Source organism: Micromonospora sp. NPDC000442 (genome assembly GCF_042898635.1).
GTDB lineage: Bacteria > Actinomycetota > Actinomycetes > Mycobacteriales > Micromonosporaceae > Micromonospora.
Window position 1 is genome coordinate 18,890 of the sequence record NZ_JBIAYZ010000001.1, and the last position, 24,225, is coordinate 43,114.

At 72.4% G+C, this 24,225-nt stretch carries 25 protein-coding genes and 1 riboswitch; of the genes, 15 read left to right on the plus strand and 10 right to left on the minus strand.

All coding sequences use genetic code 11. The annotated features are described in order from the left end of the window. Positions 1-134: 134 nt before the first annotated feature. Entirely contained in the window at positions 135-890 is a 756-nt protein-coding gene (locus ACFY2A_RS00085) for a potassium channel family protein (protein ID WP_387166479.1), read from the minus strand. A 311-nt stretch (positions 891-1,201) separates the two neighbouring features. Between ACFY2A_RS00085 and ACFY2A_RS00090 the strand changes: the two genes are divergently transcribed. The 3 genes from ACFY2A_RS00090 (at position 1,202) to ACFY2A_RS00100 (ending at position 5,463) form a co-directional block, all read left to right on the plus strand. Beyond that, positions 1,202-2,812 carry a potassium/proton antiporter gene (locus tag ACFY2A_RS00090; RefSeq protein ID WP_387166482.1) on the plus strand — a complete coding sequence of 537 codons (1,611 nt, stop codon included), beginning with the start codon at positions 1,202-1,204 and terminating at the stop codon, positions 2,810-2,812. Positions 2,813-2,965: 153 nt separating this feature from the next. After that, positions 2,966-3,853 (plus strand): ATP-binding cassette domain-containing protein, encoded by an 888-nt coding sequence (locus ACFY2A_RS00095; RefSeq protein ID WP_387166485.1) that lies wholly within the window; start codon positions 2,966-2,968, stop codon positions 3,851-3,853. Further along, complete coding sequence (locus ACFY2A_RS00100) at positions 3,850-5,463, plus strand: ABC transporter permease (RefSeq protein WP_387166488.1); 1,614 nt, start codon at positions 3,850-3,852, stop codon at positions 5,461-5,463. Before ACFY2A_RS00095 ends, ACFY2A_RS00100 begins: the two co-directional genes overlap by 4 nt. A gap of 63 nt (positions 5,464-5,526) precedes the next feature. Here ACFY2A_RS00100 and ACFY2A_RS00105 read toward each other — a convergent pair whose 3' ends face one another. Further along, positions 5,527-5,892: a sensory rhodopsin transducer gene (locus tag ACFY2A_RS00105; RefSeq protein WP_363923474.1), complete on the minus strand. Its 366-nt coding sequence runs from the start codon at positions 5,890-5,892 to the stop codon at positions 5,527-5,529. After that, on the minus strand, positions 5,892-7,106 hold the full coding sequence (locus ACFY2A_RS00110; protein WP_387166492.1) for a D-arabinono-1,4-lactone oxidase: 1,215 nt from the start codon (positions 7,104-7,106) through the stop codon (positions 5,892-5,894). Before ACFY2A_RS00110 ends, ACFY2A_RS00105 begins: the two co-directional genes overlap by 1 nt. A 122-nt stretch (positions 7,107-7,228) precedes the next feature. On the opposite strand from ACFY2A_RS00110, the gene ACFY2A_RS00115 reads away from it, so the two are divergent. Further along, entirely contained in the window at positions 7,229-7,855 is a 627-nt protein-coding gene (locus ACFY2A_RS00115) for a universal stress protein (RefSeq protein WP_387166495.1), read from the plus strand. 109 nt (positions 7,856-7,964) lie between these two features. Next, positions 7,965-8,828, plus strand: a complete 864-nt coding sequence (locus ACFY2A_RS00120; protein WP_387166498.1) for a zf-HC2 domain-containing protein — start codon at positions 7,965-7,967, stop codon at positions 8,826-8,828. 11 nt (positions 8,829-8,839) lie between these two features. Here ACFY2A_RS00120 and ACFY2A_RS00125 read toward each other — a convergent pair whose 3' ends face one another. Beyond that, the gene (locus ACFY2A_RS00125) at positions 8,840-9,415 is read right to left on the minus strand and encodes a sigma-70 family RNA polymerase sigma factor (protein ID WP_387166501.1); all 576 of its coding nucleotides are present in this window, start codon (positions 9,413-9,415) and stop codon (positions 8,840-8,842) included. Positions 9,416-9,551: 136 nt separating this feature from the next. On the opposite strand from ACFY2A_RS00125, the gene ACFY2A_RS00130 reads away from it, so the two are divergent. Both ACFY2A_RS00130 and ACFY2A_RS00135 read left to right on the plus strand, forming a co-directional pair. After that, positions 9,552-10,379: an MEDS domain-containing protein gene (locus ACFY2A_RS00130; RefSeq protein WP_387166504.1), complete on the plus strand. Its 828-nt coding sequence runs from the start codon at positions 9,552-9,554 to the stop codon at positions 10,377-10,379. Continuing rightward, on the plus strand, positions 10,376-11,335 hold the full coding sequence (locus ACFY2A_RS00135) for an anti-sigma factor RsbA family regulatory protein (protein ID WP_387166507.1): 960 nt from the start codon (positions 10,376-10,378) through the stop codon (positions 11,333-11,335). Before ACFY2A_RS00130 ends, ACFY2A_RS00135 begins: the two co-directional genes overlap by 4 nt. 128 nt (positions 11,336-11,463) lie before the next feature. On the opposite strand, the gene ACFY2A_RS00140 is transcribed toward ACFY2A_RS00135, so the two are convergent. The 4 genes from ACFY2A_RS00140 to ACFY2A_RS00155 all read right to left on the minus strand — a co-directional run bounded on the left by ACFY2A_RS00140 (position 11,464) and on the right by ACFY2A_RS00155 (position 15,207). Then, on the minus strand, positions 11,464-11,637 hold the full coding sequence (locus ACFY2A_RS00140) for a CsbD family protein (protein ID WP_387166510.1): 174 nt from the start codon (positions 11,635-11,637) through the stop codon (positions 11,464-11,466). A gap of 72 nt (positions 11,638-11,709) precedes the next feature. Further along, positions 11,710-13,959 carry a heavy metal translocating P-type ATPase gene (locus tag ACFY2A_RS00145; RefSeq protein ID WP_387166513.1) on the minus strand — a complete coding sequence of 750 codons (2,250 nt, stop codon included), beginning with the start codon at positions 13,957-13,959 and terminating at the stop codon, positions 11,710-11,712. Between the two features lie 11 nt (positions 13,960-13,970). Further along, on the minus strand, positions 13,971-14,963 hold the full coding sequence (locus ACFY2A_RS00150; protein WP_387166515.1) for a hypothetical protein: 993 nt from the start codon (positions 14,961-14,963) through the stop codon (positions 13,971-13,973). A gap of 34 nt (positions 14,964-14,997) precedes the next feature. Beyond that, a complete protein-coding gene (locus ACFY2A_RS00155; protein WP_093408540.1) occupies positions 14,998-15,207 on the minus strand; it encodes a heavy-metal-associated domain-containing protein in 210 nt (69 codons plus the stop codon). A gap of 114 nt (positions 15,208-15,321) precedes the next feature. On the opposite strand from ACFY2A_RS00155, the gene ACFY2A_RS00160 reads away from it, so the two are divergent. The 3 genes from ACFY2A_RS00160 (at position 15,322) to ACFY2A_RS00170 (ending at position 18,558) form a co-directional block, all read left to right on the plus strand. Beyond that, the gene (locus ACFY2A_RS00160) at positions 15,322-15,618 is read left to right on the plus strand and encodes a metal-sensitive transcriptional regulator (RefSeq protein WP_099847797.1); all 297 of its coding nucleotides are present in this window, start codon (positions 15,322-15,324) and stop codon (positions 15,616-15,618) included. A 275-nt stretch (positions 15,619-15,893) separates the two neighbouring features. Further along, complete coding sequence (locus ACFY2A_RS00165) at positions 15,894-17,240, plus strand: YibE/F family protein (protein WP_387166519.1); 1,347 nt, start codon at positions 15,894-15,896, stop codon at positions 17,238-17,240. Between the two features lie 166 nt (positions 17,241-17,406). Continuing rightward, a riboswitch (cyclic di-AMP (ydaO/yuaA leader) is annotated at positions 17,407-17,538 on the plus strand. A 3-nt stretch (positions 17,539-17,541) separates the two neighbouring features. Next, positions 17,542-18,558 carry a hypothetical protein gene (locus tag ACFY2A_RS00170; protein WP_363923498.1) on the plus strand — a complete coding sequence of 339 codons (1,017 nt, stop codon included), beginning with the start codon at positions 17,542-17,544 and terminating at the stop codon, positions 18,556-18,558. 85 nt (positions 18,559-18,643) lie between these two features. On the opposite strand, the gene ACFY2A_RS00175 is transcribed toward ACFY2A_RS00170, so the two are convergent. Beyond that, the gene (locus tag ACFY2A_RS00175; protein WP_387166522.1) at positions 18,644-19,342 is read right to left on the minus strand and encodes a carbonic anhydrase; all 699 of its coding nucleotides are present in this window, start codon (positions 19,340-19,342) and stop codon (positions 18,644-18,646) included. Between the two features lie 200 nt (positions 19,343-19,542). Here ACFY2A_RS00175 and ACFY2A_RS00180 point away from each other — a divergent pair, with 200 nt between their 5' ends. The 4 genes from ACFY2A_RS00180 (at position 19,543) to ACFY2A_RS00195 (ending at position 22,822) form a co-directional block, all read left to right on the plus strand. Beyond that, positions 19,543-19,878, plus strand: a complete 336-nt coding sequence (locus tag ACFY2A_RS00180; protein WP_363923502.1) for a MarR family winged helix-turn-helix transcriptional regulator — start codon at positions 19,543-19,545, stop codon at positions 19,876-19,878. Between the two features lie 97 nt (positions 19,879-19,975). Then, positions 19,976-20,389 carry a hypothetical protein gene (locus tag ACFY2A_RS00185; RefSeq protein WP_387166526.1) on the plus strand — a complete coding sequence of 138 codons (414 nt, stop codon included), beginning with the start codon at positions 19,976-19,978 and terminating at the stop codon, positions 20,387-20,389. Between the two features lie 241 nt (positions 20,390-20,630). Beyond that, entirely contained in the window at positions 20,631-21,416 is a 786-nt protein-coding gene (locus ACFY2A_RS00190) for a hypothetical protein (RefSeq protein ID WP_387166529.1), read from the plus strand. A gap of 104 nt (positions 21,417-21,520) precedes the next feature. Then, a complete protein-coding gene (locus tag ACFY2A_RS00195) occupies positions 21,521-22,822 on the plus strand; it encodes an AI-2E family transporter (RefSeq protein ID WP_387166532.1) in 1,302 nt (433 codons plus the stop codon). 387 nt (positions 22,823-23,209) lie between these two features. On the opposite strand, the gene ACFY2A_RS00200 is transcribed toward ACFY2A_RS00195, so the two are convergent. Then, the gene (locus ACFY2A_RS00200) at positions 23,210-23,878 is read right to left on the minus strand and encodes an alpha/beta fold hydrolase (RefSeq protein WP_363923768.1); all 669 of its coding nucleotides are present in this window, start codon (positions 23,876-23,878) and stop codon (positions 23,210-23,212) included. A 166-nt stretch (positions 23,879-24,044) separates the two neighbouring features. On the opposite strand from ACFY2A_RS00200, the gene ACFY2A_RS00205 reads away from it, so the two are divergent. Then, complete coding sequence (locus ACFY2A_RS00205) at positions 24,045-24,224, plus strand: hypothetical protein (protein ID WP_210937438.1); 180 nt, start codon at positions 24,045-24,047, stop codon at positions 24,222-24,224. Position 24,225 lies beyond the last annotated feature (1 nt).

A 24,225-nucleotide genomic window follows, 5' to 3' on the forward strand; every position in this document is an offset into this window, starting at 1 on the left:
TGCGCCGCCGGCCCGGGTCGCCGCCTCCCGCCCCGGCGGCCGGCCGGACGCCGCGTACACCATCTTCCGGGACGAACTCGGCCGAGCAGGCCGGAACGCCTGATCACGGCCCACGCTCAGCCGGCCGTTGCCGCTCAGCCGCTGGTCCGATCGGCCGGCTCGGAGTCGAGGCGCCGCCGCAGGGCGGCGATCTCGGCGCGCAGGGCCGCCACGTCGTCGCCGGTGGCGGCCGCCGGCTTGTCGCCCGCAGCCGAGACGCGTTCGACGATCCAGGTCGCCAGCGAGCCCGTGACGAAACCGATCAGGCCGATCCCACCGATCATCAGACCGAGGGCGACGAATCGCCCCGCGGTGGTCACCGGATAGAAGTCGCCGTAGCCGACGGTGGTGATGGTGACCGTCGACCACCACAGCGCGTCGTCGAAGGCCGTGATGTTGGCCTCCGGCGCGAGTCGTTCGGCGTCCAGCACGGCCAGCGCGGAAACCAGCACCAGCAGCGCCGTGGTGGCCGCGACGTAGACCGCCAGCCGGCCGCGCGCCCACACCTCCGTGCGGCGGTTGATGGTCAGCACCACCATGACCAGGCGTACCGCGCGCAGTGGTCGCAGCATCGGTAGCGTCAGCACCACGAGGTCGAACAGGTGCTCCCGGAGGAACCTCTGCCGGTCCGTGGCCAGCCGCAGCCGCACGATGATGTCGGCCCAGAACAGCAACCAGACGACGACCGTCGTGGCGGTGCACACGGCCCGCCACTGTGAGCTGAGGTCCGGGTCGAGGATCGGTACCGCGTACACCACCAGGAACACCACGGACAGCACGGTGAGCGGTGCGGCGCTGACCCGCTCCCATGCCGCCAGTCGATCGGTCCGCTGCGCTGTCCCGCCGCCCATCAGCCGGCTCCCGTCTGCTCCGTCGTCGTACGCGTGACCGGGCCATGGTTGCGCAGCGGGACATCGGTCCCCACAGGCGGTCCGCGGATCGTCCGGGCAGCGATTCACCGTCACGCTCGGCATTCGGTGGCTGTCCGCCCGGTAACGTGAGCGCGGGGACACACCGTGGCACGGGTCGCCGCTCGGCTGGCAGAGCCGGGCGGTGACGGCTGTGCGGCCCGTGGGGGCGGGTGTCGGCGTCGTACCCCGCACTGGGCGCGAGCGTGAGGGAGCGGAAGCATGGGTCGACTGCGGCTGGGACGGGTTCCGGGATGACCCTGCAACAGGTGTACCTGCTGATGATCGCCGCGGCGGCGACCGTGCTGGTCAGCGTCACCGCCGCACGGGTGGCCACCCGGGTCGGCGTACCGATGCTGCTGGCGTACCTCGGCATCGGGCTGCTGCTCGGTGAGAACGGGCTCGGCCTACGCTTCGACGACGCCGCCCTGGCGCAGGCCCTGGGTACGGCGGCGCTCGCGGTGATCCTGGTGGAGGGTGGGCTGACCACCCGGTTCTCCGACATTCGGCCGGTACTGGCACCGGCGACCGCACTCGCCACCGCCGGTGTGCTGATCAGCGTCGGGGTCACCGCCCTCGGCGCGCGCCTGCTGCTCGACGTCTCGTGGCAGTTGGCCCTGCTGCTGGGCGCGGTGGTGTCGTCCACGGACGCGGCGGCGGTCTTCTCGGTGCTGCGCACCCTGCCGTTGCCCCGGCGGCTGGCCGGGCTGGTGGAGGCCGAGTCGGGGTTGAACGACGCGCCCACCGTCATCCTGGTGCTCGCCTTCAGCGCCACCGGGCTGACCGCGACCAGTCCGCTGGAACTGCTGGTCCAGATGGTCTACCAGCTCGGCATCGGTGGCGCGGTCGGCATCGCGATCGGCATCGCCGGAGTGTGGTTCCTGCGCCGGCTCACCCTGCCCGCCTCGGGCCTCTATCCGATCGCCACCTTCTCCTGCGGCATCTTCGCCTTCGCCGCCGCCGGGCTCGCCCAGGCCAGTGGTTTCCTCGCCGCGTACCTCGCCGCGTTGATCCTGGGTAACGCGCGGCTGGCGCACCGCCGGGCCACGGTGTCGGTGGCCGAAGGGCTCGGCTGGATCGCACAGATCGGCCTGTTCGTCATGCTCGGCCTGTTGGCCAATCCCAGCGAACTGCCCGCCGCTGTCCTGCCCGCCCTCGCCGTCGGGCTGGTGCTGCTGCTGCTCGCCCGGCCGTTGTCGGTCCTGATCACCCTGCTGCCGTTCCGGATTCCGCTGCGCGAACAGGTGCTGCTGTCCTGGGCCGGGCTGCGTGGTGCCGTGCCCATCGTGCTGGCCACCATTCCCGTCGTGGCCGGGGTCGGCGGCAGTGGGCAACTGTTCAACATCGTGTTCGTGCTGGTCGTGGTCTTCACGCTGGTGCAGGCTCCGACGCTGCCGTGGCTGGCCAAACGCCTGCGGCTCGGCTCGGCCGGCATCGGTCCGGACCTGCAGGTCGAGTCCGCGCCACTGGACGCCATCGACGCGGACCTGCTGCACCTCACCGTCGAGCCCGACTCCCGGATGCACGGCGTACACATCCGCGAACTGCGGTTGCCTCCGCCGGCCGCGGTCACCCTCGTGGTCCGCGACGGCACCGCCTTCGTACCCGAGCCGGACGCCCGGCTGCGCCACGGCGATCAGATGCTCGTGGTCACCACGCCACATGTTCGGGACCGGGCGGAACGCCGCCTGCGGGCGGTCGCCCGGGCCGGACGGCTCGCCCACTGGCGCGGCGAGACCGGTGACCCGGAGCAGCCGGCCAGGATCCGCCGCCCCCCGGACACCCCCACGATCCCCCCGCGCGCGGCACCGCCGCCGGACACCGGTGACGAGTCGCCGTCGGCGCTCGTGCGGTCGGCTGGTTGAGCAGCACCGGAAGCGGACCGCACGGTGCACCGCCTCGCGATCGTGCGGGCACGTCGGTCAACCGGTCAGGCGCATTGACACAGGCTCTACGGTGAGGCTGGTGTGCCGGGAAGCCTGGTCGGCGGTCATGTCCTCAACCCTACGGAGGCCGCCGTGCACCCGCCCGCCATCCGCACCGAGCATCTGACCAAGCGGTACGGTTCCCTGCTCGCCCTCGACGATCTCGACCTGACCGTCGACGCCGGTGAGGTGTTCGGCTTCCTGGGCCCCAACGGCGCCGGCAAGTCCACCACCATCCGGCTGCTGCTCGGCCTGGCCCGCCCGACCGCCGGCCAGGCGTGGATCTTCGGTACCGCCGCCGCCGAGGTGGCCACGGCACACCAGCGGATCGCGTACGTGCCGGCCGATGTGACGCTCTGGCCGCAGCTCACCGGTGCGGAGATCCTGGAGTTGCTCGGCTCCACCGGGCCGGGCGTCGATGTCGCCTACCGTGACGAACTGGTGGCCCGGTTCGCCCTCGACCTGTCGAAGCCGGGACGGGCCTACTCCACCGGCAACCGGCAGAAGGTGGCACTGGTCGCCGCGTTCGCCACCCGCGCGCCGCTGCTCGTCCTGGACGAGCCGACCGCCGGCCTGGACCCGCTGATGGAGCGCGAGTTCCGCCGCGCCGTGGTCGAGGCCCGCGACGCCGGACGTACGGTGTTCCTCTCCTCCCACCAGCTGGCGGAGGTGGAAGCCGTCTGCGACCGGGTGGGCATCCTGCGCTCCGGGCGCCTCGTCGACGTCGCCACCATGCCCGAGTTGCGGCGGCTGCACCGCACCGAGGTGCTGGTGCGCTGCGCCGGCCCCGTGCCCGAGTTGACCGGTGTGGAAGGGATCGACGGCATTCAGGTCGACGGGGCCGCCCTGCGGTTCACCCTCACCGGGCCGCCCGGCCCGGCCCTGCGGGCACTGGCTGCGGCCGACGTCACCACCCTCACCATGCGCGAGCCCACGCTGGAGGAGATCTTCCTCGACTACTACGGCGAGGGAAGCCGATGACCCCCGTCGGAGCCGGTGACCGAGGCACCGCCACGGCCGCCGTCACCCGGCTCGCCCTGCGCCAGGTCCGCAGGCCTGCGCTCGTCGTGTCCGCGGTGGCGGCCGGCACCACCGCCGTCGTCGTCGCTGGGTACGAGAGCACGGCCGGCACCGCGCTCGACGCCGCCGCGTTGGCCGCCCTCGCCGAGAACCCGGCGGTCCGCACCCTCTTCGGCGAACCGTTCGCGCTGGACACCCCGGGTGGGTTCACGGTCTGGCGGACCGGCACCGTACTGGCCGTCCTGCTCTCGGTGTGGGGGGTGCTCGCCACCACCCGGGTCACCCGGGGTGAGGAGGAGAGCGGCCGGTGGGACCTCCTGCTGGCTGGCCGGTTGGCGGTGCCGGCCGTGCTCGGCCGGCACCTCGCCGTCCTGGCTGCCGCCGTGGTGATCGCCGGGGCCGCAACCGGGGTCGTGCTCGTCGCGGCCGGCACGCCACCGGGCGGCGCACTTCGGTACGCGGCCGGTCTGGTGCTGGTCGCGCTCTTCGCCGTGTCGACGGCGCTGTTGACTGCGCAGGTGATGCCGACCCGGGCCGGGGCGAGCGGGTCGGCCCTGGCCGTGCTCGGCGTCGGGCTGCTGGCCCGGATGGTCGGGGACGGCGTCGCCGCGCTCGGATGGTTGCGTTGGCTGTCGCCGTACGGGCTGCTCGCCCTCATCCGCCCCTACCACGACGACCGGCTGCTGCCGCTGCTCGTGCTGGCCGGCGCGGCGCTCCTGGTCGGTGCGGCGGCGATGGCACTGGCCGGGCGTCGGGACGTGCGGGCCGGGCTGGTCGCCGCACCGGCCGGCCGACCGCCCCGGAAGTGGCTGCTCGGCACGGTCGAAGGGTTCGCGGTACGCCGGATGCTGCGCCCGCTGGCCGGCTGGTCCACCGGGATCGGCGCGTACTTCCTGCTGATCGGTCTGCTGGCGACCTCGATGACCCGCTTCCTGTCGGACAATCCGCGCTTCGCCGAACTGGCCGCGCAGGCCGGCTTCACCGAGCTGGGCAGCGTACGCGGCTACAGCGCATCCCTGTTCGTCCTGCTCGCCGTGCCCGTCGGGGTCTTCGCCGCATCCCGGCTCGCCGAGTTCGTGGCCGCCGAAACGGACGGCCGGCTGACGTCGCTGTACGCCCAGCCGGTCAGCCGCAACCGGCTGCTGACCGCCGAGACGCTGGCCACCCTCGCCGGGGTGGCGGTACTTCTCACCGTGGCGGCGACGGCGACCTGGCTCGGTGCCTATCTGGTGGACGCCCCACTGCCGCTGGCCGCAGCCCTGGCCGGCACCTGGAACGTGCTGCCGGTCGTGCTGCTCTGCCTCGGCGCGGCGATACTCGCCCTCGGTTGGCTGCCCCGGGCCACCGCGGCCGTCGGTGCCCTACCCGCGATCGGCGGCTTCCTGCTCCAGGTGCTCGCCGACAGCGCCGACCTTCCCGGATGGGTGGCCGCGATCTCGCCGTTCACCCATCTGGCGGCCGTTCCGGCCGAGTCCCCAGGCCGGGCGGCGTTGAAGATCATGATCGGGATCGCGGTCGTCGCCGCCGTCCTCGGCAGGCTCGGCCACCGGCGCCGTGACCTGCTGGGGTGACCACTGGCCGGCGACGCACCGCAGCCGTAGCTGCGCCTGCCGGCGGCCGAGACGTGTCCTCGGCTAGCCGACGGGGTGGGCCATGGTCCCGGTGAGTGCCACCGTGCCCGGCAACCGGGTGTCCTGGCGGAGGAACTGCACCACCACGGGCACCGGCGCACTGAGCACGCAGCCGTACGGGCGGTCGAGGCGGACAGCTTCGGGATCGATCAGGTCGTTGACCCGTACGTGCCGGATCCGTCGGGCACCGACGGTGAACCGGTACGGCCCGACCGGTTCGGCGTCCTCGTAGTAGAAGCGGAGCGTCACCTCCGCCTCGGAGTCGGTGGTGTTAAGCACACACAACTGGTCGAAACTGGTGAACTGCGGCTCGCCGCCGGTGCCCCCGAACGGCACGTGCCCGCCCGGCACCGCCCACACCTGCGCCATCACGCCACCTCCAGCAGTCGGGCCAGGTCCGGGGTGAGGAACACCCCGTCCGGGTCGAGGCGGCGGCGGGCCGCCTGAAATTCGTCCCATCGGGGAAAGAGCGGGCGCAGGTCGTCGGCGGTCAACCAGTGCTTCTTGCCCCAGTGCGGCCGTCCGCCGTACTGCCGGAAGACGGCCTCCATGTCCCGGAAGTACTCCTCGTACGGCAACGAGGCGTTCTGTAGGCAGGCGATGGCGGTGGTGGGGCGACCGTACGCGTTGCTGAGCCAGATGTCGTCGGCGGCGATGCTGCGTACCAGCACCCGCCAACCCACGGTGCGCCGGTGTCGGTGGAGGATCCGTCGCCGGACCTCCGTGAAGCAGGCCGGGAACGCCTCCGACGGAAGCATGTACTCGATCTCCTCGAAACGCAGCTCCCGGTTCTGCGGGATGGTGCGATGGGTCGGCCCGACCGCCAGCTCCCGGGGCTCGTACCACCCGTCGGACTTCGGCGTGCGGCTGGCCGCCGCCGACGGTCCGGATGCGCCGTCTGTCCGGTTCATGGTGCGGATCTGGGTCAGGTCGCTGCGCGGATACCAGTAGAAGTCCATGTTGCGGTTGGTGTGCTGCAGGTCGGCCAGATGGTCGAGGGTCCACTCGACCGGCGCGAACCAGGCCCGTCGTCGCAGGTCGTAGCGGGGTTGCAGGTCAAGCGTGAGCTGGGTGACCACACCGAGCACGCCGAGGGAGAGTTGGGCCGCGGGCAGCAGGTCGCTGTTGCTGGTCGCGGAGACGTCCAGCACCTCGCCGGTGCCCGTGACGAGGCGCATCTCCGACACCTGGGTGGACAGGTTGCCGAAGCCGAGGCCGGTGCCGTGGGTACCGGTGGCGGTGGCGCCCGCGATGGACTGGTAGTCCACGTCGCCGAGGTTGTCCATCGCCAGCCCGGCGTCGTAGAGGCCCGCACCCAGCTCCTTGAGCCGGCTACCGCCCCGGACCGTGGCCCGGTCGCCGGCCTTGTCGACCACACCGGCCATCCGGTGCAGGCTGACCAGGGTGCCGTCGGTGCGTACCAGCGGGCTCGACGAGTGGCCCGAGCCGACCGGGCGCAGGTTGTTTCCCGACTCTCGGGCTCGCAACACCAGCTCCCGCACCTCGTCCTCGTCGGCCGGCTCGGCGTAGCCGGATGGGGTGAAGGCGAGACTGCCGGACCAGTTCACGAACGGGCGGGACACCCCCGGCAACCTCCTCGCGACGGACGAACCGTGCGCTTACCCCCGGCCTGGCGGGGTAGTCGTGGGTATGGCCGAATCCGTCCTGTCCGCATCCGAGGCCCGCACCGTCGGCGGGGTACGTCGTGTCTGAGTGGTGGCACGCGGCGCTGGTGGCGGTGCTGTGGCTGGCCGTCGGCCTGGGCACGGCGGCGGTTTTCGTCACCCGTGGCGGGCACCGCAGCCCACTCTGGTACCTGGTGGGTGCACTGCTCGGGCCGCTGTTCGTGCCGATCGCCGTCGAGCGGGGCCGGGCCCGCCCACAGCTGGTCGACGTACGCCACCGACCGTCCGAGGCGGTCGGCACCGGGCTGCGGGTGCTGGTCGGGGTGGACGGCTCCGAGCACTCCGACCGGGCGCTGCGTGCCATCGCCCGCACCCTAACCGGGAGCACCAGTGAACTCGTCCTGGTCACCGTGACCAGCCCCGACCTGTCCGACGCCGAGTCCCGGCGGGAGCACGAGCGGGCCCGCCGCATGATCGACGAACGGGCCGCCGGACTGCCCGAAGGGCTGCCCCGGCCCACCACCGCGATCGTCACCGGTCACCCCGTCGACGCCTTGCTGACGGTCGCCGACGACCGGGATGTCGACCTGCTGGTGGTCGGCCGGCACGGACACGGGATCGGCGACCGGTTGCTGGGCAGCGTCGCCGAGGGCCTCACCCACCGGTCGACGCGGGCCGTCCTGCTCGGCAGCCTGCCCGGTCGCTGACCGCCCACGACCCTCGCCGCAGCGCATCGGCCGGCCCTGACCTCGGCGTCGACCGGTTCCGCAGGTCCCGGCCGGGAACCATGCCGGCCCGGGGAGCGACTATGGGTACATGCGGTGTGAGCAGTGGCGGGAGATTCTGTCGGCGCAGTTGGACGGTGAGGTCACGGCGGACGAGCAGCGCAGGGTCGGTGGGCACCTGGAGACCTGCGCCGGTTGCCGGGCCTGGCTGGACTCGGCGGCGAAGGTGACCCGCCGGGCGCGTACCCAGGTGGTGACCTCGCTGCCGGACCTGACCGAGGCGATCCTCGCCGCCGCGCCGCCGCCACGCCGACGCTGGCGCACGCTCGTCGCCGCCGGGGTGCCGAGTCGCTGGTGGTCGGCGACCGACGGGCGACCCACCCTGGTCAACGGGCTACGCGCCGCGCTGGGTCTGCTCGGCGCCGTGCAACTGGTGCTCGGGCTGGCGCAGATCGGCCGGGCCGAGGTCGCCGAGCACCTTCACTCCACCGGCCAGCACCTGTGGCACGAGTCCGCCGCGTGGAACGTCGCGGTGGGTGCGGGCTTCCTCTTCGTCGCGTTGCGTCGGACCTCGCCGTCGGGGCTGCTGCCGATGCTCGGTGCCTTCGTGGTAACCCTGGTGTTGCTGTCGGTCAACGACCTCGTCGCGTCGCAGGTCGCGGTGGAACGGCTGGTGAGTCACGGCTTCCTGGTGGTCGGCTACCTGATCACCGTGCTGCTGGCGCGAAGCTCCCGCCAGCCCGGCGCCCCGAGCGACCGGCACCAGCCGGAGCGGTCCCGCTGGCGGTTGCGCCTCGACGAGGTCGACGAGCCCGCCCCGCTGCGGCTGCTGCCGCCCTACTCGGCCCAGGCCCGGCACGGCACCGCGCACGCCCACCACGGCACCGACCCGGCCCGCCGCCGGGCCACCCACGATGGCGGCGACCGGAACCGGGACCAGCGGCGGGTCGCCTGACGGGGTACGCCTCAGCCGGCGGCGCCGGGCCGATCGGCCGGATGGTCGGCCGACCCCATCGCCGCGACCAGGTCCTCGCGGGCCCGGGCCACCCGGGACCGGATGGTGCCGACCGGCACGTCACACACCTGCGCGGCCTCGACGTACGACAGGCCGAGCAGTTGGGTGGCCACGAATGCCTCCCGTCGCTCGGGTGCGAGACCGTCGAGCAACCCGCGGAGCACCACCTGCTCGTCCACACCGGCACGCACTCCGGCTGGCACGCTCTCCGCGGCGGCCTGCCAGTCGCTGAGGTTCGCGGTTCGTGGCCGGCAGGTGGCGGCGCGTACCTGGTCCACGGCTACCCGGCGGGCGATGGCGAGCAGCCAGGTCCGTGCCGTGGAGCGGCCGGCGAACGACGGCAGTGCCCGCCACGCCCGCAGGTACGTCTCCTGGACCAGGTCGTCGACCTCCCGCACCCCGGGCAGGTGGGTCAGGAACCGCCGTACGTCGTGCTGAGTGGCCCGCACGAACGCTGCCGCGGCGGCGTGGTCGCCCCGGCCCGCAGCGAGGGCGTACCCGCTGATGTCGTCGGTCACGGCTGTCATCGCCGTATTGGTCGGTGGGACCCACCGGTTGGTTCCCTCGGCGGGCCGACAACCGAAGGACCTACGTGGCGGGCCCGCCCCGGACGACGCCGTAGACTGCGCTGATGGGGCACCTCACGTGAGCCAGCGGAGTGCCGTGCTGACTGACAAGCCGCCGCCGTACTGGCACCTCTGCTGGGCGTACGACGACCCGGCCGGGTTCATGACCCACGCCGTGGAGTTCCTGCGCGGCGGCTTGGCGGCCGGCGAGCGGGTCTGGTTCGTCGTCTCCGGTCCCGCCGAGCCGATCCGGGACCAGTTGCTCGGTGTTCGGGATTTCGCCGACGCATTGCTGACGGGTGCCGCCCAGGTCCGCTCCCTCGACGGCGCGTACACCAGCATGGCGGTGATCGATCCGGCGAGTCAGGTGGCGGCCTACCGCCGGGCCGCCCGGGAGGCGGTCGCCGACGGATACACCGGCCTGCGGGTGGCTGCCGACGCCACCGAGCTGGTCCGTACCGCCGCTCAACGCGATGCGTTCGCCCGTTACGAGCAGCGCGTGAACGAGATGATGCGCACCGAGGCGTTCCGGGCCATGTGCGCGTACGACCGCTCACAGCTGGGCGAATCGGCGGTCGCCGAGCTGGCCTGCCTGCACCCGGAACACAACCTCGGCCAACTGCTGTTCCGGTTGTACGCCGTACCGCTGCGTCGAGGACAGGCCGCCCTCGCCGGCGAGTTGGACCCCTCCAACCATGATCTGTTCCGCACCGCGCTGGACCGCGCGGATCTGCAACCCGTCGACGACACACTGGTGCTGGACGCCGACGGACTCCGCTTCCTCGACCACCGGGCGCTCATCCACCTGAACGAGTACGCCCGAGACCGGCAGGTGACGATCGTGCTGCGGGCCGCCCGCTCCGGGGTGGCCCGGCTCGCCGCCCTGCTGGACCTGCCCGACCTGCGGGTGGAGGTGGCTCGGTGAGGACTGGTGCGGCCGCCGGACGCACCGGCTACCTCCACGAGGCTCTCTGTTACGGCTCCGACGAGGAACTGCTCGCCGTCGTGGTGCCGTTCCTGGTCGGTGGTGTGGAGGCGAACGAGCCCACCTTCGTCGCGCTCGGCGAGCGCACCAGCAATCTGGTCCGCGCCGCGTTGCCCGCCGACACGAAGGTCGAGTTCCTGTCGGGCGGTGACGTCTACGGCCGGCCCACCGCCGCCATCCGGATGTACCGCCAGCTCCTCGCCGATCTGGTCGCCGACGGTGCCACCCAGATCCGGATCATCGGCGAGGTGCCGCCGGCCGGTCTCGGTCCAACCTGGGACTGGTGGGCCCGGTACGAGTCGGCGATCAACCACGCGTACGACGACTGGCCGTTGTGGAGCATGTGCGCGTACGACACCCGGACCACCGCAGCCGGGGTGCTGGCGGACGTCGCCGCCACCCATCCGTGCTTCGCCACCGTCGACGGGCGGCATGTGCCGAGTGTCGACTACGTCGCGCCGGAGACCTTCCTGCGCCAGACGCGCCCGATGCCACCCGACCCGATGCAGACGGTCCCGCCCCTGGTGGACCTGCTCGGCCCGACGGCGGCGCAGGCCCGCGCCGCCGTGCACCAGGTCGGCCAGGGTGGGCTACGGGATGACGAGTTCGACGACTTCGTCGTCGCCGTCAGCGAGACCGTCACGAACGGGCTGCGGCACGGCCGTCCCCCGGTCCGGTTTCGGCTGTGGGCGGGCGCGGACCGCATCGTCGCCACCGTCAGTGACGCCGGCCCCGGTCCGCTGAATCCGTACGCCGGGCTGCTGCCGTCGGCCAACGGAGCGCCGGGCGGGCTGGGCCTGTGGATCACCCACCAGTCGTGCAACCACGTCACCTACCACCGCGACGACCAGGGGTTCACCCTGCGACTCACCGCCGGTCGACCGCCGGGCGTTTGAGCGACCGTCGGGAAACCCCCGGGCGACCGAGGCGGAGTCCAGGCGCCGCGAGGGTTCCCGACGGTCGCTGAGCACACCCGAACCGCCGGGCCGGCCTGCGCCGACCCGGCGGTTCGTCGCGTACGGGACTACTTGCGGAACGCGTCCTTGATCTTCTCGCCGGCCTGCTTGAGGTTGGCGCTCGACTGGTCGGCGCGGCCCTCGGCCTCCAGTCGCTCGTCGTCGGTGGCCCGACCCACGCCTTCCTTGACCTTGCCGCCGGTGTTCTCGGCAGTGTTGTTGAACTTGTCCTCGACGCCCATGTCAGCCTCCCGGGGGATCCTGTCGCTACATCCAGTCAGGTACCCAGCCCGGCGTCGGCCAACCGGAATTGTTCAAGAAACGGGGCGGAACCGGCGCAGCCGGAGGCTGTTGGCCACCACGAATACCGACGAGAACGCCATCGCCGCCCCTGCGATCATCGGGTTGAGCAGCCCGGCGGCTGCCAGCGGCAGGGCCGCCACGTTGTAGGCGAACGCCCAGAACAGGTTGCCCTTGATGGTGCCGAGGGTGGCGCGGGCCAGCCGGATGGCGTCCACCGCGGCCAGCAGGTCGTCCCGGACGAGAGTCAGGTCGGAGGCCTCGATCGCCACATCGGTGCCGGTGCCCATCGCCAGGCCGAGGTCAACCTGGGCCAGCGCGGCGGCGTCGTTGACTCCGTCGCCCACCATCGCCACCACCCGGCCCTCCCCCTGCAACCGGGCGACCACCTCGACCTTCTCCGTGGGCAGCACCTCCGCGATCACCTCGTCGACACCCACCTCGGCGGCCACCGCCCGGGCGACCGTGGCGTTGTCACCGGTGAGCAGCACCGGCTTCAGACCGAGCGCACGCAGCCGCCGGACCGCCTCCGGGCTGGTCGGCTTCACCTGGTCGGCCACGGCGAGCAGGCCACGGGCCTGGCCGTCCCAGCCGACCAGCACGGCCGTGCGCCCCGCCGCCTCCGCGTCGGTCGCCGCCCGGGCGAGATCATCCGGTACGACCAGACCCCGCTCGCCCAGCAGCCGGGCCCGGCCGAGCAGCACCCGGCGGCTGTCCACGGTGCCGGTGACGCCCAACCCGGCCACGTTGGCGAAGTCGGTGACCGGCGGCAGCGCGCCGACCTCGGCGGCACCGGCCACCACCGCCCGGGCGACCGGATGCTCCGAGCCGCTCTCCAGGGCGGCGGCCAGCCGCAACACCTCGTCGCGTCGCTCACCTTCGCCGGGGGTCACCGCGAGCAGGCTCATCCGGCCGGTGGTCACGGTGCCGGTCTTGTCGAGCACCACGGTGTCCACCCGCCGGGTGGACTCCAGTGCCTCCGGCCCCTTGATCAGGACGCCGAGCTGTGCGCCCCGACCGGTGCCGACCAGCAGCGCGGTCGGCGTGGCCAGGCCGAGGGCGCACGGGCAGGCGATGATCAGCACCGCCACGGCGGCGGTGAAGGCGGCGGCCGGTCCGGCGCCGTTACCCAGCCACCAGCCCAGCGTGCCGACGGCCAGGGCGATCACGATCGGCACGAACACCCCGGAGATGCGGTCGGCGAGCCGCTGGGCGGCGGCCTTGCCACTCTGCGCCTGCTCGACCAGCCGGGCCATCTGGGCGAGCTGGGTGTCGGCACCGACCCGGGTCGCGGTGACCACCAGTCGGCCGCCGGCGTTGACGCAGCCGCCGATCACGGTGTCACCCGTTCCCACCTCGACCGGTACCGACTCGCCGGTCACCAGGCTGGCGTCCACCGCCGAGGAACCCTCCTCCACCGTTCCGTCGGTGGCGATCTTCTCGCCGGGCCGCACCACGAAGCGGTCGCCCACCGCGAGTTGGTCAACCGGGATCCGGGTCTCCACCCCGTCGCGCAGCACGGACACGTCCCGGGCACCCAGTTCCAGCAGGGCCCGCAGGGCCGCCCCGGCGGTTCGCTTCGCCCGCGCCTCGAAGTAGCGACCGGCGAGGATGAAGGTGGTCACCCCGGCGGCCGCCTCCAGATAGATGTTGCCGGCGCCGTCGGTACGGCCGATGTCGAAGCTGAACGGGTGGGTCATCCCCGGGGTGCCGGCGGTGCCGAGGAACAACGCCCACACCGACCAGCCGAGAGCGGCCAGCGTGCCCAGCGACACCAGGGTGTCCATGGTCGCAGCGCCGTGACGCAGGTTGACCAGCGCGGCCCGGTGGAAGGGCAGCCCACCGTAGACCACCACCGGGGCGGCCAGGGTCAGCGACAGCCACTGCCAGTAGGTGAACTGCCAGGCCGGCACCATCGCCAGCGCGATCACCGGCACGCTCAGCGCCACCGACACCCACAACCGGGTACGCAGGGCGGAAAGCGGGTCCGCCGGTTCGGCGGCGGCCGGTGCGGCCGAGGTGGGCGGTGGCGGCAGGGTGGCCCGGTAACCGGTCTTCTCGACGGTGACGACGAGGTCGTCCGGGGTGACCGGGTCGGCGTAGGAGACGGTCGCCTTCTCGGTGGCGTAGTTGACGGTGGCCTGCACGCCGTCCATCCGGTTGAGCTTCTTCTCGATCCGGGCGGCGCAGGAAGCGCAGGTCATCCCGCCAATGGCCAACTCGATCAGGTGCGGTGCGGCGGTCAGGGGTCGGCTCGTACTCATGGTTGATCCCGTCAGTCGTGCCCGTGCCCGGGGGTTCCGTGCCCGTCCTCGGGCCCGGGGGTGGCGTGCTCGTCGGCCGGTGCGTTGGTGCCGCCCGGGTCACCGACCTGCACGGTGAACTCGGCGGTACGCACCACACCCCGGTGGCGGAAGTCGAGGTAGAGCCGGTACGCGCCGGCCGAGGGGAACTCGGTGGCGAAGCTCACCTGCGGGCCCGGGGCGGTCCGCCCGTCTCCCGGATTGCCCTCGGGGTGTACGTGCAGGTAGGCCAGGTCACCGCGGCGCAGCGCCACCAGGTGACCGTACGCGCCGAGGTACGGCTCCAGATCGGTGACCGGTGCGCCGTCGCGGCTGACGGTCAGCGTCAGTGTCGTGGTGCGCCCCGGCTGTGGGGCTCCGGAGAGGGCGACGGTGTAGCCGTCGACCGTGGCGCTGCTCGCCGGGGCGGGCAGCGGTCGCTCGGTCAGCGCGCCGGGGACGGTCACGTCGACGCCGAGCGTCAGAGGGTCGCCGCCGGTCGGGGTGAAGTCGGCGAAGGCCCGCCACACCCCCGGAGAGTCCAGCGGCGAGGCGACCCGCCAGGTGCCGTCCCCGGCCAGTTCCGGATGTACGTGCCGGAAGCCGGACAGGTCGCGGCGGGCCACGATGAGGTGCATCCGTTCGTCGTGGGTGATGTCGTACCCGGTCGCGGGACGGCCATCGGGACCGGTGATCCGGAACGCGAACTCACCCGGCGGCGCGTCGACCGGCACCAGGGTGTAGCCACGGTCGGAGACGAGCAGGCCGCCGGGCAGGTGCCCGGCCGCCCCTTCGTCGCGCCCGACCGTCCCCTCGTGGCCGGCGTCACCCTCGTCGCGGGCGTCGCCGCCGTGGCCGGTGCTCTCGCTGTCGTGGTCGGTGGCGACCGCGTTCACCGGGCCGGTCAGCTCTCCCACCCCGTACGCCGCGCCGAACACCGCCGCCAGGCCGAGCACGAAGCCGCTCAGCTTCGTCGCCGTGTTCATGGTTTGACCCCTCGGTCTCTGCCCGCCGGCCGGCTCAGGCGCCGGCCAACTCGTATCCGGCCTCGTCCACGGCGGCACGCACCGCGTCGTCGGACAGCGGCTGGTCGCTGGTGACGGTGACCCGACCGGCGGCCAGGTCCACCTGGACGTCCTTGACGCCCTCAATCGCGCCGATCTCGGTGCTGACCGCGTTGACGCAGTGCCCGCAGGTCATGCCCTGCACCTGGTACGTCGTGCTGACCATGGAACTCTCCTCACCAGTTCGGAAGGGCGGGCCAAGCACCCACCCCATACCCATAGGGGGTATCCGTCGCATCGACCGTACCATACCCCCCCGGGGTAGGTTATCCTTGCCGGCATGAGCACACCCGCGCCGATCCGTGGCTACACCGCCAGCAAGGACCAACTCCTCGCCCGGCTGCGCCGGGTGGAGGGCCAGGTACGCGGCATCGAGAAGATGGTCGACGACGACCGCTACTGCATCGACGTGCTCACCCAGATCTCCGCCATCCAGGCCGCCCTGGACAAGGTCGCTCTCGGCCTGCTCGACGGGCACGCCCGGCACTGCATGCACGAAGGTGCCGCCGAGGGGCGTGCCGACGAAATGGCGACCGAGATGATGGCCGCCGTGGGCCGGCTCATGAAGCGCGGCTGACCCGACCCGCCGACGCACCAGCACGACAGGCGTCGGCAGGTCCGGCTGGTTACCATTCGCACACGATGGCCAGCCGAAATCCGTGCCTCGCGGCCCGAGGTCGCTGTCAGGCGCACGTCCGCACGCCCGTCGCGAGTAGGTCCACAGCTCACGGTACGCAGCCACCCCGCCACGTTCAGGCCATTCAGGCTGCCCTTCGACACGGTCGTCCGGCGGCACTGAACCGTCTCGCCCATCGACACGTACTCAGCCCTGAAATCGTTGGGAGACACTGAATGGGCGCCGACCACACCCGTTCCGCTCCGCCCACCCCACCGGGGGTGCGGCGGATCCTTGTCGTGACGGTGGTCCCCCTCTTCCTCGCCACCCTGGTCGCCGCCATCGTGCTCTGGCCCCGGGACGCCCCGAGGCCCGAGGCCGCCGACGACACTCCCCGCTACCACGGCACGGTCACCCGGGTGGTCAGCGAGCCCTGCCCGCCCAACCCGGCGGTGCCCGAGGGCACCCCGACGGCCGCGGACGGCCCCTGCGGCACCGTCACCGTCCGGGTGCAGACCGGACCGGACGCCGGGCAGGAGGTGCAGACGCCCATCCCGACCGGGCCCGGGGCACCCCGGGTCGACGTCGACGACGACATCATCCTGGTCTCGTTGACCGATCCGGAGGACCCCTCGGTCAGCACCTACAACATCGCCGAGCACCAACGCGGCAAGCCGCTGGTGTGGCTGGCCGTACTCTTCGCCGCCGCCATCGTCGCCTTCGGGCGACTGCGGGGCCTGGCCGCTCTGGGCGGCCTGGCCGCCAGCTTCGCCATCCTGCTGACCTTCGTGCTGCCCGGCATCAGCGCGGGCCAGCCGCCGCTCGCGGTCGCCATCGTCGGCGCTTCGTTGATCATGTTCGTGGTGCTGTACCTGACCCACGGCGTATCCGCCCAGACCTCGGTGGCCGTGCTCGGCACGCTCGCCAGCCTGGTACTGACCGGGCTGCTCGGGCTGGCCGCGACCGGGGCCACCCACCTGACCGGATTCGGCAGCGAGGACGCCACCACCCTGTCCATGTTCCGCGGCGACGTCGACCTGCACGGCCTGCTGCTCGCCGGCATCATCATCGGCTCGCTGGGCGTACTGGACGACGTCACGGTCACCCAGGCCGCCGCGGTCAACGAGCTGCGCCACGCCAACCCGAACCTCTCCCGCCGGGAGCTGTACCGCTCGGCCACCCGGGTCGGGCGGGCACACATCGCCTCGGTGGTCAACACCATCGTGCTGGCGTACGCCGGCGCCTCGCTGCCACTACTGCTCCTGCTGACCGCGGACTCCCGTGCGCTGGGGCAGATCCTGACCAGCGAGTTCCTCACCACGGAGATCGTTCGAAGCGTGGTCGCCACGCTCGGGCTGATCGCCGCGGTACCGCTGACCACCGCGCTGGCCGCGGTGGTCACCACCGCCGGGCGCGGCGACACCGGCGTCCGCAGTGGTGGATCCACCCCCGTGGTTCCCCGGCCGGCGACGGACCGGGCCGAGGCGCTCCGCGCCCTCAGCACCCCACCCACCCGAAACACATCCCCCGCCACCCCCTCGGGGTGGCCCGACCCGGACAGGAGCACGGACACCACATGGTGACACTCCTCAACGTGACCGCCCCTGCCGATGCGGCTCGTAACCGTGTCGCTGGTCACTCAAAGCGATTACGAAATGACGCATCTCGTCGGGTTCGGGGCGTAGAGGCACAGATGGACTGTCGGGTAACCTCACTGCCGGTCACCGCCGAAGGCGCGCAGCGGCGCCTGCGGTGCCACCGCCCAATCGCCGTCAGGCGAGCCGGGAACCCAGGTACGTGGGGTGAATCCGCGAAAGCGGTAGGGGCCACTTCCGTCCCGAACCCGTCAGCTAACCCGGTCGGCGGTCGATGGAAGGGAAAACAGTGACGGCACCCCTACGCCGCTGGTTGACACCCGTGGTGGCCGTGTTCGCCGCGTTCGCCGTATTCGCCGGTCCGATGCCGGCGACGGCCGCACCGAACGACCCGAAACCAGCGGAGCACGACGACGACCCGCCGATGCTCAACGACTTGATCGAGGCGACCACCCGGGACTACTCCAAGGCCAAGGCCAAGCTGGAGAAGTCCAAGAAGCGCCAGCTCCGACTGGCGGTCGAGGTCCGCTCCGCTCAGGCCGACCTGGACGCGCTCTCCCCACAGGTCGCCCAGATCGCCACCCAGTCGTACCGGACGGGCCGGGTCGGCGCGATCGCCATGCTGTTGCAGAGCAGCGCACCGGACTCGTTCATCGACCGGGCTTCGGCACTGGACGAGCTGAACCTGGTCAACGACAAGAAGCTGGGCGAGGTCAACGCGATCAAGCTCCGCGCAGAGCAGGCCAAGCTCGCGCTCGACGCCGAGGTGCGCGAGCAGAAGAAGCTGACCAACGACATGGCGCGCAAGAAGAGCGAGGCGGAGAAGTCCCTCCGGCTGGTCGGCGGTGTCGGCCTGACCGGCGGGCTGGTGGACGCCACCTCGCCGGTGGCCCGGATCGCGCCGAACCGGGCCTCGGACGGCGGCTGGAAGCCCGAGTCGTGCAGCCAGAACGACCCCACCACGTCGGGCTGCATCACGCCCCGGACGCTGCACATGTACAAGGAGGTCAAGCGGGCCGGATTCAACCGGTTCGTCGGCTGCTTCCGCCCGGGTGACAAGTTCGAGCACCCCAAGGGCCGGGCCTGCGACTGGTCGTTGCAGAACAGCGGCTTCAGGCCGTGGCACAACAACGACACCCGGATCTACGGCAACAATCTGGCCGCCTTTCTGGTCCGCAACGCCGACCGGCTGGGCGTCTACTACGTGATCTGGAACCGGCAGATCTGGTTCGCGGCGACCGAGCGCTGGAGCTCCTACAGCGGCCCGTCCAACCACACGGACCACGTTCACGTGTCACTCCTCTGATCGCCCGACGCGACGCACCGAGGGCCGTCCCGCCAACCGTGGCGGGACGGCCCTCGTCGTTCAGGACGTCGTCGTCGGTCGCGGATCAGGGCGCGGTCGCCATCGCACCGCCGAGTTCGGCGGGTTCCGCGGCCACCGCCCGCACCTCACCGGCGGCGAGGCGGTACGACATGCCGACCACCGCGCACCGCCCGGCAGCCACCTCCGCCGCGAGGGTCGTGGAGGAGGCCAGCATCGTCTCGACGGTCCGCGCGATGTGGATGTCCACGATCCCGTCCAGTTCGTGCACTCCGGCGTCCTGTGCCCGGTGCAGGCTCGGCACCACGGCGTCGACCACCGCACCCAGATGCCCGGGAGGCATGGTGGCGGTGGCCAGTGCCTCGCGGGCCGCCTGGACGGCGCCGCACGAGTCGTGGCCGAGCACCACCACGAGCGGCGTACGCAGCACGGCCACCGCGTACTCCACGCTGCCCAGTACCTCCGACCCGACGGTGTGCCCGGCGGTACGGACCACGAAGAGGTCGCCCAACCCGCGATCGAAGATGATCTCGGCAGCGAGCCGGGAGTCGGAGCAGCCGACGATCACCGCGAAGGGATGCTGTTCGGCCGCGACGGCGGCCCGCCGCCCGGCGTTCTGGTTGGGATGCCGCAGCGTGTCGGTGACGAACCGCCGGTTGCCGGCGAGCAGCTCGGCCAGGGCCCGCTGCGGGGCACCCGGAAGATCCGCAGTGAGCAGCTCGCGTTCCGGTCCGGGCTGCGGGCCGGGCGTTCCGGGTCGACTCATCCGGCTGCACCTCATCTCTGGGAGGAATGCCTGGTCATCCCGGGCCGGCGCTGGTCACGGGCTGCCATCACGGTCACACGCGGCATAACGCACGTCAAGCTATACGTGATATGCATTTCATGCATCAGTCGACGCTTGCGATCGGCCGAACCGGGGCCGGCAACGGCGCGAGCCGGGGTATCCGAATGGCAGGTCATACGATGGCGGGCATGGCGAGCACTGACGGACGGGAAAACGCGCGGAACTGGACTTTCCTCACGAACCACGCGCACGTCCTGCTCGCCATCGCCCGCAACCCCACCGCTCGGCTGCGCGACGTCGCGACCGAGGTCGGCGTCACCGAACGTGCCGCTCAGGCGATCGTCGCGGACCTTGAGGCGGGCGGCTACCTGCACCGCACCCGGGTGGGCCGACGCAACGAGTACACCCTCAACCCGGCCGGGCGGTTCCGCCACCCGGCGGAGGCCGACCACCAGGTCGGTGACCTGCTGGCCCTCTTCACCAAGGAGCAGGTGACCGGCACCGCCGACCGCTGAGCCGACGGTCGTCCTGAGGGGACGACGTGGCGCGCTTCACCCGCCCCGAACGATCGCGGCGCTGCGATCACGCCGACGGCGGGATAGGTTGGATCCCGTGCCGTCGCCAGCGTTCGCCCGTCCACTGTGGCCGGCGATGCTGTGCGCACTGCGTGAGCTGACCCGGTTGGCGTTGGCGACCCTGGTGCTCGCCGTCGGCCTCGGCGGGGCCGTCGCGGCCGATCCGTCGGCCCGGTCCACCGCCGTACCCCTCAGCGCCGCAGTCGCCGTCGGCTCGCCGTCCACCGCGATGCCCGCCGTCCGGCCCACCGTCGAGCCCGCCCAGGCGATCGACACCGGCCAGGGAGTCGACGCCGGCCAGGGTTGGCGGCAGCCGTCGACCGACGCGACGCTGCGGCCCGACCGTGCCGACGCCACGCCAGCCGAAACCGCCCGGATCGATCACCGCGTCGCCCCGGTACCCGCCGTCCGCGCGGGCGAGCCGACCCGGCGCGGCCCACCCACCGGCTGACCGACGGCGGTCCGGCCGACCGATCGAGCCAGGTGACGCCGCCGCCCCACCGGCCAGACGCCAGGGCGGTCCAGCGGCCAACCGACCTCGCCGCGCCAGTGCCACGGTGATCCCGGGACCACCCGGCAAGCCCGATCCGGCTGACCTGAAACGGCATCAGCCGTGCCCCGGGTACCCGGCCCGCCGTCACAACCCGCGTCCATCACAGTCGACGACTCATCCCGACCGCGAGGTGTTGATGATGCGTACCGCACTCTCCTCCGTCCTGCTCGACGCGCCCCGCGCCGCCGCCATCTGGCTGGGCCTGCTCGGCGTGGTGACCCTCGCCGTCACCGGCCTGCTGCTGCGACCTCGACTCTTCCGCTTCGACGCCGGCACCCGCATCCGCGAGGCTGCACTGCCGAGCCGGTCCGACCACGTCGAGCACCGACGTGATCAGGAGCGCTGGGCCGAGGAGGTCACGGTCGCCGCAGACCGGGCCGACACCACGGCCCGGCACCGCCGTGACGAATGGCTCACCGCGCAGGACGAGGCCGAGCAGACGTGGCGGGCGTACGAGGCGGCGGAGGCGGACGTACGCCGACTCTCCGGTGCCGCCGGCATGCCGCTGCCGCAGACCGCCCGCACCCCCGCCGAGTACGCCGACCGGGAGCGCTGGCTGCACCGGGCCGCCCTGGACGCGTACTGGCGGCGGGAGCTGTCGGTGGAACAGCTCAGCGATGTCTTCGCGCACCGTGGCTGGGATCCCCGGTTGCACCCGGTCGAGCAGGAGTTGATGCTGCGCCGCGCGGTACGCGACCACCTCCTGGCCCGGCAGCGGGCGGCCCGGGAACGGGAGCAGGCCACCTGGCGGGCCGCGGAGCTCGCCGCCGCCGCGGCCCGCAGTCTGCGCGAGGAAGCGGCCGCCGCACTGTTGCCGGTGGTGAAGGAGCGCGAGTCGATCCTTCCGCTGAGCACGCCCGGCGCTGCCGAGCAGACCCGGGAGATCCCGGCGGTCGTCGGCCGGGCACCGGTCGCGGCGTACTGAGTCGGGTCTCGCAGGCCGAACGCCCTCCGGCCCGGTTTCCGGCAATTAGTGTCGGAGGGACGTCGATCGGGTACCGACCTCGCCGGACATTGAGGAGGGCCGACGTGGTCGCAAGCGATGGCGGGAACCCGCCCGACGAAACGGCGGTCCGGGGCGCCGGACCGCGCCAGACCTGGGCCGCTCTGCCCTGGCTGGTCCGTTCCGCGGTGATGTGGAGCGCCTGCCTGGTGGTGATCTCCGCCGGGCTCTACCTGCTGGCCCGGATCACGCTGCTGGTCACCCCGCTGGCCATCGCCATGGCCGCGACCCTCTTCCTCGCCGCGCTGCTCGATCCGGTGCAACTCGCGTTGCGCCGGCTACGCCTGCCGGGCGCGCTCGCCGCTCTGCTCAGCGTCCTACTCCTGCTCGGCATCCTGGGCGGCGTCGGCGCGCTGGTGTGGAGTCTGACCGCCGACCAGTTCAGCGAGTTGGGCGAGGAACTGCGTCAAGGGCTGGAGCGCACCCGTGAGTTCGTCACCTCCACCCTGCCGGTCAGCGACGCACAGCTCGACAGCCTGCTCGACCAGATGCGCCAGGCGATCAGCCAGCAGGAGGTGGACCCGGTCGCCAGCGCCCGCACCGTGGCAGAGGTCGTGGGCTCCGCCCTGCTCGCCCTGGTGCTGCTGTTCTTCCTGCTCAAGGACGGCCGGGAGATGTGGCACTGGACGCTGCGCCGGGCCGGCGGGCGCCACCGGGACATCGCCGCCGAGGCTGGCCGCATCGGCTGGCACACCCTCGGTTCGTACAGTCGGGGCACCATGTTGATCGCGGCCATCGACGCCATCGGTATCGGTCTGGCGCTGGTGCTGCTCAGGGTGCCGCTGGCGTTCCCGCTTGCATTGATCACCTTCATCGGCGGTTTCGTGCCGATCATCGGTGCCACCGTGGCCGGCGCGGTCGCGGTGCTGGTGGCGCTGGCCGCCAACGGGCCCACCACCGCCCTGCTCACCCTGGCCGCCGTGATCGCTGTTCAGCAGATCGAGGGCAACCTGCTGGAGCCGCTAGTGATGAAGCGCCAGGTACGGCTGCATCCGGTGGTGATCCTGCTCGCGGTCACCGCCGGTACCCTCATCGCCGGCATCGCGGGTGCCTTCGTGGCGGTCCCGATCACGGCCGTCGCCTGGCGGGTCATCGACAGCGTGCAGCGTCAACGGCAGGCCGCCGCAGCTACCGCCGACCCGGCATCCGGTCCCCCACCATCGGACTCGCCACCATCGACGAAGCCACCGTCCCGCCCCTCTACCACTCCCGCCGAACCGTCCCCCTCCGAACCGTCGCCCTCCGGACCGTCGCCCTCCGGACCGTCGCCCTCCGGACCGTCGCCCTCCGGACCGTCGTCGCCCGGACCCGCCCCCGAGCCCACCTGACGCGGCCGACGCCCCGCACTTGGCTCCCGCGCCCCGCACTCAGCGCCCGGAACTCGGCGCCCCGCACTCGGCGCTCGGCGCTCGGCATCGGCTTGCGGCAAGTCGGGCCATCAGCCCGGCGGGAGAGCCCGACATGCCGCAAACGCGACCTCACGGTCAGCGGGGTCGACCCCCCGCCCGCCTTACAACTTGCGGCAAGTCGGGCCATCAGCCCGGCCGGATAGCCCGACATACCGCAAACGCGACCTCACGGTCAGCGGGGTCGACCCCCGGCCCGCCTTACAACTTGCGGCAAGTCGGGCCATCAGCCCGGCCGGATAGCCCGACATACCGCAAACGCGACCTCACGCCGACCAGCGACCTGGGTGCGGGAGCGGCGAGCGCGCCCTAGGCGGAGGCGGGTTGCGGGTGCAGGTGGTCGTGGAACCAGCCAGCCGCCGCCCCGGCGACCTGGTCCAGCGTGCCGGGCTCCTCGAAGAGGTGCGTCGCGCCGGGGATCACCCGCAGTTCGGCCCGGGATGTCAGCGCACCGAGCGCCTGCTCGTTGAGCGTGATCACCTGCTCGTCCAGTCCGCCGACGAGGAGCAGCGTGGCGGCGCGTACCTGGGCGAGCGCGGCACCGGCCAGGTCGGGACGACCACCGCGGGACACCACCGCTCGTACCAGATCCGGCCGTTGTGCCGCGGCGACCAGCGCGGCGGCTGCCCCCGTGCTCGCGCCGAAGAGGCCGACCGGGGTCGTCCCGAACGGCCGCTCGGTGGCCAGCCAGTCCACGATCCCGGCGAGACGGTCGGCCAGCAGCCCGATGTCGAAGCGCAGCTCGGCGGTGACCGCGTCCACCTCGTCCTCGGCCGGGGTGAGCAGATCCACCAGGACGGTGCCGAGCCCGGCACTGTTGAGCTGGTGAGCCACCGCCACGTTGCGCGGGCTGTGCCGGGAGCTGCCGCTGCCGTGCGCGAACAGCACCGCACCGACCGGCTCGGCCGGCACCAGCAGATCGGCCGGGAGCAGGACCTCACCCGCCGGGATCGTCACCGCTTCGCTGCGCACGTCCATCTCGCCCCCCAGTGGCTGACTCACCCGCCCGGATACCCGGCCCGGCCGACAACACGCCCTCCGGTCGCCCGGCGAGCGGGTTTGCGCCGGGGGGTGGCGGGTAGCCGACGGACGACCGCAGACGGACCGGCGTCACCGGCGCCGCCGACAGATCGCGAGGACCGTCATGGCGCATCACCAGCGCGAGCCCGTGCAGTCCGCCGCCGAACGTGAGCGGCGGGAACAGGACGACAAGCGCGGACGGGACTGGGCGGACGACGCGGCCCAGGCGCGTTCGGCCGACGATCCCCGGGCGAGGACGCCACACGACGCCACCGGCCGCCCTTCCCAGGGCGAGCCCATCTGAC